The 11,873-nt window shown below is 31.6% G+C and carries 10 protein-coding genes; 5 read left to right on the forward strand and 5 right to left on the reverse strand.

Annotated features, from left to right (window positions below):
* The first annotated feature begins 34 nt into the window (after positions 1-34).
* The 4 genes from gpmI to J9309_RS02980 are packed head-to-tail and all read left to right on the forward strand — an operon-like array spanning position 35 to position 3,613.
* The gene (gene gpmI, locus J9309_RS02965; RefSeq protein WP_230476954.1) at positions 35-1,570 is read left to right on the forward strand and encodes a 2,3-bisphosphoglycerate-independent phosphoglycerate mutase; all 1,536 of its coding nucleotides are present in this window, start codon (positions 35-37) and stop codon (positions 1,568-1,570) included.
* Between the two features lie 27 nt (positions 1,571-1,597).
* Positions 1,598-2,020 (forward strand): BT0820 family HAD-type phosphatase, encoded by a 423-nt coding sequence (locus J9309_RS02970; protein WP_230476955.1) that lies wholly within the window; start codon positions 1,598-1,600, stop codon positions 2,018-2,020.
* Positions 2,017-2,826: a type I methionyl aminopeptidase gene (map, locus tag J9309_RS02975; protein WP_230476956.1), complete on the forward strand. Its 810-nt coding sequence runs from the start codon at positions 2,017-2,019 to the stop codon at positions 2,824-2,826. Before J9309_RS02970 ends, map begins: the two co-directional genes overlap by 4 nt.
* Before the next feature lie 40 nt (positions 2,827-2,866).
* Positions 2,867-3,613 (forward strand): class I SAM-dependent methyltransferase, encoded by a 747-nt coding sequence (locus tag J9309_RS02980; protein WP_230476957.1) that lies wholly within the window; start codon positions 2,867-2,869, stop codon positions 3,611-3,613.
* 50 nt (positions 3,614-3,663) lie between these two features.
* Here J9309_RS02980 and J9309_RS02985 read toward each other — a convergent pair whose 3' ends face one another.
* From J9309_RS02985 to J9309_RS03000, 4 genes are all read right to left on the reverse strand, one after another.
* Positions 3,664-4,218, reverse strand: a complete 555-nt coding sequence (locus tag J9309_RS02985; RefSeq protein ID WP_230476958.1) for a hypothetical protein — start codon at positions 4,216-4,218, stop codon at positions 3,664-3,666.
* Positions 4,219-4,312: 94 nt separating this feature from the next.
* Positions 4,313-4,738, reverse strand: coding sequence for a hypothetical protein (locus J9309_RS02990; protein ID WP_230476959.1), 426 nt, complete (start codon positions 4,736-4,738; stop codon positions 4,313-4,315).
* A 111-nt stretch (positions 4,739-4,849) separates the two neighbouring features.
* Positions 4,850-7,684, reverse strand: a complete 2,835-nt coding sequence (polA, locus tag J9309_RS02995) for a DNA polymerase I (RefSeq protein WP_230476960.1) — start codon at positions 7,682-7,684, stop codon at positions 4,850-4,852.
* 93 nt (positions 7,685-7,777) lie between these two features.
* Positions 7,778-8,110, reverse strand: a complete 333-nt coding sequence (locus tag J9309_RS03000) for a 2Fe-2S iron-sulfur cluster-binding family protein (RefSeq protein WP_230476961.1) — start codon at positions 8,108-8,110, stop codon at positions 7,778-7,780.
* 143 nt (positions 8,111-8,253) lie between these two features.
* Between J9309_RS03000 and J9309_RS03005 the strand changes: the two genes are divergently transcribed.
* Complete coding sequence (locus J9309_RS03005) at positions 8,254-9,045, forward strand: TIGR00266 family protein (protein WP_230476962.1); 792 nt, start codon at positions 8,254-8,256, stop codon at positions 9,043-9,045.
* Positions 9,046-9,086: 41 nt separating this feature from the next.
* Here J9309_RS03005 and J9309_RS03010 read toward each other — a convergent pair whose 3' ends face one another.
* A complete protein-coding gene (locus tag J9309_RS03010) occupies positions 9,087-11,873 on the reverse strand; it encodes a T9SS type A sorting domain-containing protein (protein ID WP_230476963.1) in 2,787 nt (928 codons plus the stop codon).

The following is an 11,873-nucleotide window of genomic DNA, read 5'->3' on the forward strand; positions in this document are numbered from 1 at the left end:
TTTTGTAACTTTGGGCTTTATTTTCAAACACACAATGAACAACAAAGTTATTTTAATGATCCTTGATGGTTGGGGAATTGGAACAAACCCAAAAGTTTCTGCCATCGACCAAGCAAAAACACCCTTTATAGATAGTTGTTACTCTCGTTTCCCTCACAACACTTTAGATACATTTGGTTCGGCCGTTGGTTTACCAGATGGTCAAATGGGAAATTCAGAAGTTGGTCATATTAATTTAGGTGCTGGACGTGTAATTTTTCAGAATTTAGTTCGCATTAATATGGCTGTTACAAATGGTACTTTTTTAGAAGAACCTATCTTGAAAAACGCTTTTGATTATGCATTAAATAACAATAAAAAAGTTCATTTTATCGGCTTAGTATCCGATGGTGGAGTTCATTCTCACATCAATCATCTAAAAGGTCTTTTAGATGCCGCTAATAAAGCTGGGCTTAACGAAAATGTATTTGTACATGCATTTACAGATGGTCGTGATTGTGATCCTAAATCTGGTTTAGGATTCATTTCAGATCTTTTGCAACATATGGAGCAATCAACTGGGAAATTAGCTTCTATTACAGGAAGATATTATGCCATGGATCGTGACAAAAGATGGGAACGTGTAAAACTTGCTTATGATGCAATGGTTAATGCAGAAGGTTTAAAAACTGCTTATCCTTTACAAGCCATTGAAGATTCTTACGAGAAAGATATTACAGACGAATTTATTCAGCCAATTATCGTATCTGATGAAAAATACGAACCAATCGCTAAAATAGAAGAAGGCGACGTTGTACTTTGCTTTAATTTCAGAACAGATAGAGGTCGAGAAATTACGGAAGTTTTAACTCAGCAAGCTTATCCTGAATATAACATGCAACCATTAAATGTGAAATACATTACAATGACGCAATATGACGAAACATATCAAAATGTTGAAGTTTTATTTAGCGATAGTAATGTAAAAAACACTTTAGGTGAAGTTTTGGAAACTGCAGGTAAAAAGCAAATCAGAATTGCTGAAACTGAAAAATATCCACACGTTACATTCTTCTTTTCTGGAGGACGAGAAAAAGAATTTATTGGTGAGAAACGTATTTTATGTGCTTCTCCTCGCGATGTTGCAACTTACGATTTAAAGCCAGAAATGGCAGCGTATGATATTACCAATGCAATATTACCTGAAATTGAAAATGAATCAGCTGATTTTATCTGTTTAAATTTTGCAAACACAGATATGGTTGGACATACAGGTGTAATGGAAGCCGCTATAAAAGCAGCTGAAGTTGTAGATTCTTGTACAGAAAAAATTGTTACGTTAGCAATTGAAAAAAATTATAAAGTTGTAATTCTTGCAGATCATGGAAATTCAGATTTTATGCAAAATGAAGATGGATCGCCAAATACGCAACATACAACAAACCAAGTTCCTTTTATTTTAGCTCAAAAAGAAAATGAATGGAACGTTTCTCATGGAAAATTAGGAGATATTGCACCGACAATCCTTACCTTAATGGGAATTGAGATTCCATCAGAAATGACTGGAAACATTATTGTAGAAAAAAACTAAATATAGACATAACTAAACCTAATAAGTATGACTAATAAAATTATCGCTGTTGATTTTGACGGAACCATTGTAGATGATAAATATCCTGCAATTGGAAAACCAAAATTATTTGCTTTCGAAACTTTAAAACAATTACAAAACGACGGATATCGTTTAACGCTTTGGACTTACAGAAGTGGAAAAGCTTTAGAAGAAGCTGTTGAATTTTGTACTAATAATGGGATTGAATTCTACGGAATTAACAACAGTTTTATAGGTGAAGATTTTGACGAATCTAAAGCAAGTCGAAAAATTAATGCTGATATTTTTATTGACGATAGAAATTTAGGTGGATTCCCTGGTTGGGGCGAAGTTTATCAAATTATAACAAAAAAAATAGAATTTTCTCTTCACGAGCATGGTACAGAACCTGTGCGTAAGAAAAAAAAGAGAGGATTTTTTGGATTATGATACATTTAAAAAGTAAAGAAGAATTAGAATTAATGTACCTAAGTGCACAATTAGTGTCTAAAACATTAGGTATGTTAGCAAAAGAAATCAAACCAGGAATCACTACTAATTATTTAGATAAATTAGGCGGTGAATTCATTCGTGATAACGGTGGATATCCTGCATTTCTAGGAATGTATGATTTTCCTAAAAACTTATGTATTTCTCCGAACGAACAAGTTGTTCACGGTATTCCAAACGATACACCAATACAAGAAGGCGATATTCTTTCTGTAGATTGTGGTGTGTACATGAATGATTTTTACGGTGACCACGCATATACTTTTGCTGTTGGTGAAATTGATGCTGAAGCTGAAAAATTATTACGTGTTACGAAAGAATCTTTATACAAAGGAATTGAGCAAATGCAAAAAGGTAATCGTATTGGCGATATCGGAAACGCAATTCAAGTTCATTGTGAAAAAGAAGGTTACGGAATCGTTCGAGAATTAGTTGGACATGGCTTAGGTCGTAAAATGCACGAAGATCCTCAAGTTCCAAATTACGGAAAAAAAGGAACTGGTAAAAAAATTGAAAACGGATTAGTTTTAGCGATCGAACCAATGACAAATATGGGAACTGAAAAAGTTAAATTCCATAAAGATGGTTGGACAGTTACAACTCGTGATAATAAATATTCAGCACACTTCGAACATGATGTTTGTGTTGTAGATGGGAAACCAAAATTATTATCTACATTCCAATACATTTATGATGCATTAGGAATTGTATCTGACGAAGAAACTCCATTTTTATTTAAACCATAAGCTATAATTTCTTTTAGTGAAAACGGCATTTAAAAAAATCATGAACATTGTTCCACGTCCTTTGTTAATCCAAGGAAGTTACATTGTTCGACCATTTATTGTTTGGTACATGCGAGGGAATCGTTTTGTAGATCCAATTGATAATCAAGGGTACAAAAATTTATTACCATACGGTTACGAAAATCAACGTGATAATGTACTTTCTCCTGGAACTTATTCTTTAGAAAGACACCGTTTGATGTGGTTATATTTGAAAAACGAAACGGATTTTTTTACGAAATCGGCTAAAGTTTTACATATCGCACCCGAGCAATCGTTTATCAAACGTTTCAGAAATTTAAAACATTTAGATTATACAACCAGCGATTTAGAATCTCCTTTGGCTGATGTAAAAGCTGATATTTGTGATTTACCTTTTGAAGATAATTCATACGATGTTATTTTCTGTAATCACGTGTTAGAGCATATTCCTGATGATGCAAAAGCAATGTCTGAATTGTTCAGAGTAATGAAACCAGGAGGTTGGGGAATTTTACAAGTGCCTATTTCGTACCAGAGAGAAGTTACTTACGAAGATCCTACAATCACTTCAAAAGAAGATCGTCGTCGCGAGTTTGGTCAATATGATCACGTTCGTGTTTACGGAATGGATTATTACAAACGTCTGGAAAATGCAGGTTTTATTGTAGAACAAGTAGACTACACAAAACAAATTCCGGCATCGGATGTTGAAAAATATTGTTTAGAAAAAGGCGAAATTCTACCTGTTGTTAGAAAACCTTTATAATAAAATAAAATCCCGTTCTTAACGGGATTTTTTATTTTTATTGAATATTTTTAAAATGTAAGGATAACATTTTTCTTAGTTGCTATCTTATTTTGCAAGGCTATACTGTCGTTAGATTTGTGATTAAATGGTAAATCATACCAAGCTATTAGCGAATCTTTTTTTACTAAATCAGCTTCAGAAAACTGATTATAATATTTTGATTTAGTTTTAATCAAATACGCTAATTCAGGATTATCTTCCATTTTTCTATTATTTCGGATAATGTTGCCCAAATGATTCAAACAAAATTTATACCCTCTGTATTCCACATAAAAATCTGCTCCAGAAAGGTTTTGATTTGAATTTAATTTAGATTTTATCAATCCTTCAGAAATAGAATTAAAATCGGATTTACTTAATTTTATCACTTCCACATCTTTAAATTCAAACGAAAAATCATTACAAGTTTTCATGTCAAGACTTTCCGTATCGTAAGCTACTTTGATATAAGAATTAGTAATATTTTTATCTAAATCTTCTTGAGAATTTATTGCCAAAACAACTTCTTTTTTACAAGAAATCAGCAAGACAAGAATGATAAAAACGAGAGAAAAATTTCTCATACAGTTACATATTAGTTGGTTATGACGAATATATAACTATTTCTTAAATGTAAGAATATGCTTCTTTACTATATTTACAAAAAATATGTAAGTTTTAAATATTCTGTAACCCTACATATGTAATTTTAAACTGAACAGGTCTTTTTCTGTAAGATGCAGGCTCAATTTTACGCTTTTTTTCTTCGTTATATTTAGCCAATTCATTCAATCTTTTCATTAATTTTTTAGAAGATTCCTCACTCTCACTTTCTACTAATTCAAAATTTTTCATATATCCTTTCTGATCCACAACAAAAGAAATTTTAACCATTTCAGTTTTTTCTTCAGATTTTTTATTGATAGGATTTTTAGTATATAATTTTAAATCTGCAGCTAATCTTTCTTGGAAACATCCATTCAATTTTTGATTGTCTTTCATATATCTTTCACAACCTGGATAAATTGGAAAACGATCAATTTGTTGTGCCCAACTTGTAACTTGCATAAACACTAGAAAAAATAATAGTAAAAATTGTTTCATGAATTTTAGTTTTAGTGCGCTAAATATACATTTTTAATCAATTATTAAATATTCTTAAAATAAAAAAATCCATACTTTTCAGCATGGATTTTTAATTTATTTAAAATTTGATTAATGTGCTTCGTACCAGTTGGCTCCTACTCCAACCTCGGCAATTAAAGGAACATCGAAAGAAGCTGCTGCTTCCATCTTTTCCTTAATCATTTTTGATACGGCTTCTAATTCATCTTTTGGCGCATCAAAAATTAACTCATCATGCACTTGTAAAAGCATTTTTGTTTTAAAGTTTTTCTTCAATTCACGTTGAATTTCAATCATTGCCATTTTCACGATATCTGCTGCTGTACCTTGGATTGGTGCATTTACAGCATTTCTTTCAGCGTGCGAACGAACAACTCCATTTCTCGAATTAATATCTTTCAAATAACGACGACGTCCCATCAAAGTTTCTACAAAACCTTGTTCTCGTGCGATATCTACTTGTTTTTCGATGTACGATTTTAACGTTGGATACGTTTGATAATAAGCATCAATCAATTCTTTCGCTTCTTTACGAGAAACATTAGCTTGATCCGCTAAACCAAAAGCAGAAACCCCGTAGATAATTCCAAAATTGACCGTTTTTGCTTGGCTACGTTGTTCACGCGTTACCTCATCTAAAGCGACATTGAAAACTTTGGCAGCCGTTGAAGCGTGAATATCTTCTCCACTTTTAAAAGCCTCAACCATCGCAGGATCTTGCGACATTTGAGCGATTAAACGTAATTCTATTTGCGAATAATCGGCAGAAATAATCACGTGATTTTCATCTCTTGCCACAAATGCTTTACGAATTTGTTGTCCTTCTTCCGAACGAATCGGAATATTCTGTAAATTAGGATTTGTTGAAGATAAACGACCTGTTGCTGCAACTGTTTGCATATATGTTGTATGCACACGACCTGTTTTTGGATTTACCAATTCTGGTAAAGCATCAATATAAGTCGATTTTAATTTTTGCAACTGACGATATTGTAAAATATCATTGATAATCGGATGTTTATCTTTTAATTTAGAAATTACTTCTTCTCCTGTTGCGTATTGACCTGTTTTTGTCTTTTTCGCTTTCGGATCTAATTCTAATTTATCAAATAAAATTTCACCCAATTGACGAGGCGAATTTAAATTAAATTCTTCACCTGCATCTGCGTGAATTTTAGCTTCTAATTCTTCTAATTTCGCTTGATGCTTAACAGATAATTCTTTTAAGAATGGAACATCTAAATTAATTCCTTCCAATTCCATTTCAGCTAAAACTTGCATCAATGGCATTTCCAAATCTGTAAATAATTTATAGGTATTTGCCTTAACCAATTCCGGTTGAAACAATGTTTTTAATTGATAAGTAATATCCGCATCTTCCACTGCATATTCAGTTTGCGTATCTAATTCTACCTCATTAAAAACCTTTTGATTCTTTCCTTTTTTACCGATTAATTCTTCGATTTTAATTGGTTGATAATTCAAATATGTTTCTGATAAAACATCCATGTTATGGCGCATATCAGGATTAATTAAGTAATGCGCAATCATTGTATCGAAGTTATTTCCTTTCACTTCCACACCATATTTTGCCAATACTTTAATATCGTATTTTAGATTTTGACCAATTTTAGCTATTGATTCATTTTCTAAAACATCTTTAAATTCATTGATTAATGCTTGAGCTGCATCAAAATCCGAAGGGAACGGAACGTAATATCCTTTACCTTTTTCGTAAGAAAATGAGATTCCAACCAATTCTGCTTCCAACGCTTCTAATGAAGTGGTTTCTGTATCAAAACAAAATTCTGTTAAACCATTTAATTTTTTAATCAATAAATTTCTAGCTTTTGGCGTATCAATTAATTGATAAAAATGATCGGTTGAAGCAGCATTCGTATAAACCGAATTTTGTGGAACAATTTCTTTGTCCGAAGTAAAATCAAACAAAGACTGTTGTCCAGCTGGATCTGAAGCTACATTTTCTTGAGACGCTTTCGAGATTTCTTCTTGCGCTTCCTGAATAATTCCTGATGCATCTAAACCATAGATTTTATACACCGTTTCTAGCATACGACGGAATTCTAATTCATTAAATAACTCCGTTACTTTATCTAAATCTGGTGGACAAACTAATAAATCTTCTTCATCAAAATCAACTGGCGCATCGATAAGAATTGTTGCTAATTTCTTTGATAAAAGACCTAATTCTTTATTCGCTTCGATTTTCTCTTTTGCCTTACCTTTTAATAAATGTGTATTTGCTAAAAGATTTTCTAACGAACCAAATTCTTTGATGTATTTACTTGCTGTTTTTGCTCCAACTCCTGGTAATCCTGGAATATTATCCACAGCATCACCCATCATTCCTAAATAATCAATCACTTGGATTGGTTCATCTACACCAAATTTTTCTTTGATTTCTTCGATACCCCAAATCTCAACGCCTTTTCCATTTGCAGGTGGACGATACATTTTGATATTATCAGAAACTAATTGCCCAAAATCCTTATCAGGCGTCACCATATATGTTACATAACCGTGTTGTTCTGCCTTTTTAGCTAAAGTTCCAATGACATCATCTGCCTCGTAACCTTCAGCAAATAAAACTGGAATCTTTAAAGCGTGCAATAATTCCTGAATTACAGGAACACCTTCACGGATTGCTTCTGGCGTTTCGTCACGATTACCTTTGTATTCAGCATAATCAACGGTACGAACAGTTGCTTCACCAACATCAAAAACAACAGCTAAATGTGTTGGTTGTTCGCGACGTAAAACATCGAAAAGAGAATTCATAAACCCCATTACTGCAGAAGTATTGAATCCTTTCGAATTGATGCGTGGATTTTTGATGAATGCATAATACCCTCTAAAAATTAAGGCATAAGCATCTAAAAGAAATAATCTTTTATCTTGATTCATTTAATAAGTTTTAAGTATTACGTTTTACGTCTTACGGTAAACGCAAAATTAAGTTCACGTAGATCGTATCACATACTACGTAAAACACAATAATTAATATTCTGGCGCTAATTCTACCACCAATCCGTCCATATCTTCATTGATATGTAACTGACATCCTAAACGAGAATTATCTTGTACATTGAATGCTTCTCCTAACATAGCATCTTCGTCTGGTGTCATTTCAGGTAAATTTACTTCTGGCGTATGAACGTAACATTGGCAAGAAGCACACATCGCCATACCACCACAAACACCGATTGTACCTTCTGGTGCTAATTCGTATGCACGAACTAATTCCATCACATTCATATTCATATCTGTCGGAGCATCTACTTCATGAGAAACTCCTTCACGATCTATAATAGTAATTTTTATATCTGCCATTTCATTTATTCTTCTTACAAAAATAAGAATAGTTAAGCCACTAAAAAAGGATTATAATGATTGTGTAAATTTTAGAATTAATTTAAAATAATTCTTGTTACAAAATGTGCATTTTTGCTACTAACAATAAAAATTGAAAAGTTATGAATGCACACGAAATAGATTACGAAATTTTTGGAGAAGAAATGCAATTCGTAGAAATCGAATTGGATCCGCAAGAAACGGTTATTGCCGAAGCTGGAAGCTTTATGATGATGGAAGATGGTATTAAAATGGAGACGATCTTCGGTGACGGTTCAAAACAAACAGGAGGAATTTTCGGGAAATTGATGAATGCCGGTAAACGTATGCTAACGGGCGAAGGATTATTCATGACCACTTATACGAATTATGGACAAGGAAAAAAGAAAGTTTCTTTTGCTTCACCTTATCCAGGAAAAATTATTCCGATTGATTTGCAAGAGTTTAATGGTAAATTCATCTGTCAAAAAGATGCTTTTTTAGCTGCTGCAAAAGGAGTTTCGGTTGGAATTGAATTTAACCGTAAAATTGGAACTGGTATTTTTGGTGGAGAAGGTTTCATTATGCAAAAATTAGAAGGAAATGGAATGTCATTTATTCACGCTGGAGGAACATTACACAAAAAAGTTTTACAACCAGGAGAAGTTTTAAAAGTAGATACAGGTTGTATTGTTGGTTTTGAACAAACGGTTGATTACGACATCGAATTTGTTGGTGGAATTAAAAATACTTTATTCGGTGGGGAAGGTGTTTTCTTTGCAACTTTACGCGGACCTGGAACTGTTTACGTACAGTCGTTACCATTTAGCCGATTAGCGGATCGAATAATCGCTCATGCTCCATCAGCTGGTGGATCATCGCAAGGTGAAGGTTCTATTTTAGGTGGATTAGGACGTTTGATTGATGGAGATTAAGAATATTCATAAATAAAAAAGGAGCTCGATGAGCTCCTTTTTTATTTAACAATTAATTTCTTTGATTCTTTTCCTTTAGTTGTATTTACATTGATGATGTAAATTCCTTTTAGAAAATCAGAAACATCAATTTTAATATTTCCGTCTGATTTATTAATAAATGATTTAATTTCTCTTCCCGTTAAATCATAAATAGAATAATCTAAAATTGTGACATCTTTTGGAGAAATAAATAATTCTCTAGAAGTCGGATTTGGATAAATAGACACTAAAGATTTTTTATTCGGATCATCTAAATTCGCCAAAGACAAAGTAAAAGGCTCTAGATCGAAATCAGTTATTAATAATTCTCCTGCCGCTTCTACAATTTCACTCTCTGATCTCGAATACATTTTATTCGTCGATTCATTGTAATACATTAAACTCACACGATTTGAATATCTATTTCCATTTAATGTTACAGGATGAAAATTAAAACTATCGTCTGAAATTGTTACAAAATGTGAATCCATACCATCCGTATTCCCGGATAAAACTAAACGACCATTAATACACATTGATGTTAAAGTGTACGGATCGTATGTATGTGGAAGTTGTAGTTTCCTATTTGTTCTGTTATTAAAAACAAATAATTGAGAATCAAAAGCACCATCATCATACAACATATAATCCTGACAATCTCTTATTGTTTTTGTATCGTCTCTTACAAAAAAAGATGATTCGTAAATTCTTTTTTCTAATGTTCTAGCATTAATTCTTGAAAATCCATTATTAAAAATTGAAATTTTTTCAGTAAAATAAATATTATCATCTTGTACAACAATATCTCGAAAACCATAATCATCTTTCAGATTGGATAATTTAGTTTCTGCTAAAGTTTCTAAATTAAGTTGATATAAACCTAAATTACTATTTTGAATATTTGGATCTCGTTTTGTAAATAATAAATTATTTCCTTTCGCCGATACTAAATATGCTGTTAAATACGAGCTTGACGTAGTTAATGATGTGATATCTTTTAATTTATATGTTCCTTGAGAAGTACCGTCAGAAACCCATAATTCTTTTCGCAAATTATTACCAATTCTATAAATTTTAATAAAATAAAATTTATCTCCAATAATAGTTTCTTTACTATATAAAATTTCAATTTCCGTGGAATTAGCACCTAAAGTAATGTCCTTTACCATTCGAGTACCATTTAAGGTACCATCAGAAACCCATAGTTCTTTACCGTGTTGAAGAGTTTCTCCAATAAAATAAGCTTTTGTAGCACCAGCTGCTAAAAGATCTATAACTTTTACATTATTATTAGAATCATTACTTAATTGCTTAAACTCAAAATTATTTCCATCAATAACACATAAATCATTTTGATACTCATGGCTTCCTATTGGTTTACATGAAAAGATAATATTGTTATTCACTTTTAAAGAGAGATCTTCATCATTGTGAACAAGATTATTATCACTTTCTAACATTCGAGTACTTTGAGGAGTTCCTTCTGTTACAAATGCGTTTAATATACCTAAAACAATAGTTTTACCATTAATATCATAAAATCTTTTCGGATAACTTATAGGCTCGTTATTCGCATCTCCATAAAAAGTTAAATCTTTAGTATTAACATTTATAGAATACATTTCATAACCAGTTTTTGGTAATGATGCATTAATAAAAATTTCATCACCATTTTTTTCAAAAATTTTTATTACAGATAATTCATCACTATATAATGTACTTACTCTTGTAACTGCATTGTAGATATATAATTTATTATTACGTAAATAATATATTTCGTCCCCACTAATTGCGATTGGAGTTGAAACTCCTTCTAAAGCATCGTGTTTTGTTGCCGTATATGTTGCCACATTTACTTCAACATAGCCTCTAGCACCATTATGTTTTATAATCAAACGATCATCACCAATATAATTTTCACGATAAAAATCTGTTTCTGGAATCACATACGGCAATTCCACTGTTTGTATTGATTCATCTGGATTAATTACATGTAAACGTGTAGAGTTTGGATTAATCTTAAAGACACCTTTATCATTAACCTTTATAATTTTTGTGTATAAATTTTGGAAACTTGTATTAACTGAAACAGTATTAGTACGAAGATCAAGAATATTCGATTTTAATCCTATCAATGTACGTTCAACATCAACTGTATTAAAGTATAATTTATTATTAAAATACGCAATTTCGTGATTTTCTGACGAATTAAAAGTGTATGTTGAAACAAAAGGATAAGTAAAAGATGTCCCATCTAATATATTATAAACAACTACTTTGTTATAATAAAGTGAGATGAAATAGTTATCGTGTAATTCGCTATTTTTAAATAAACTAGCATGAGTAGTAACTAATTCATGAAATCCATTTCTATCTAATCGTCCAAATTTAGTTCGCTCTCCTTGTTCGAAAGAAATATATTTTTGCCCTTGAAAACTTCCAAGTTCTTTCAATCCTGAAACATTTCCTATAATCACTTCCTCTGAGCCTCCAAATAAAATTCTTGACAATTGACTAGCTGAAGAATTGATTCTGAAAAATTCATTATCGGCATTAATGATATTATCTGTATAAAGAAAATATGGTTGAATTGGAATTCGAGTAGTTCGTTTAAGTTGATGATCCATATAATAAAAATTATGAGAATGATCAATCAAGAAATTATAAGTCGATCCAAATTTAAGCTTATTATAAATAACTCCTTCACTCTTATCTAAATCATGAACATAAAAATCAACCGCTGAATTTTGAGCATTTGTTAATGCAAAAAAAGAAATCCCAAAAAGGAATGCAAATAATTTTTTCAT

This window comes from Faecalibacter bovis (assembly GCF_017948305.1).
GTDB lineage: Bacteria > Bacteroidota > Bacteroidia > Flavobacteriales > Weeksellaceae > Empedobacter > Empedobacter bovis.

Coding starts and splice junctions, on each gene's coding strand:
- J9309_RS03005 (WP_230476962.1), top strand. CDS start 8,254: ATGAATGCACACGAAATAGATTACGAAATTTTTGGAGAAGAAATGCAA.
- J9309_RS02990 (WP_230476959.1), bottom strand. CDS start 4,738: ATGAAACAATTTTTACTATTATTTTTTCTAGTGTTTATGCAAGTTACA.
- J9309_RS02985 (WP_230476958.1), bottom strand. CDS start 4,218: ATGAGAAATTTTTCTCTCGTTTTTATCATTCTTGTCTTGCTGATTTCT.
- J9309_RS03010 (WP_230476963.1), bottom strand. CDS start 11,873: ATGAAAAAATTATTTGCATTCCTTTTTGGGATTTCTTTTTTTGCATTA.
- polA (WP_230476960.1), bottom strand. CDS start 7,684: ATGAATCAAGATAAAAGATTATTTCTTTTAGATGCTTATGCCTTAATT.
- J9309_RS03000 (WP_230476961.1), bottom strand. CDS start 8,110: ATGGCAGATATAAAAATTACTATTATAGATCGTGAAGGAGTTTCTCAT.
- map (WP_230476956.1), top strand. CDS start 2,017: ATGATACATTTAAAAAGTAAAGAAGAATTAGAATTAATGTACCTAAGT.
- J9309_RS02970 (WP_230476955.1), top strand. CDS start 1,598: ATGACTAATAAAATTATCGCTGTTGATTTTGACGGAACCATTGTAGAT.
- gpmI (WP_230476954.1), top strand. CDS start 35: ATGAACAACAAAGTTATTTTAATGATCCTTGATGGTTGGGGAATTGGA.
- J9309_RS02980 (WP_230476957.1), top strand. CDS start 2,867: ATGAACATTGTTCCACGTCCTTTGTTAATCCAAGGAAGTTACATTGTT.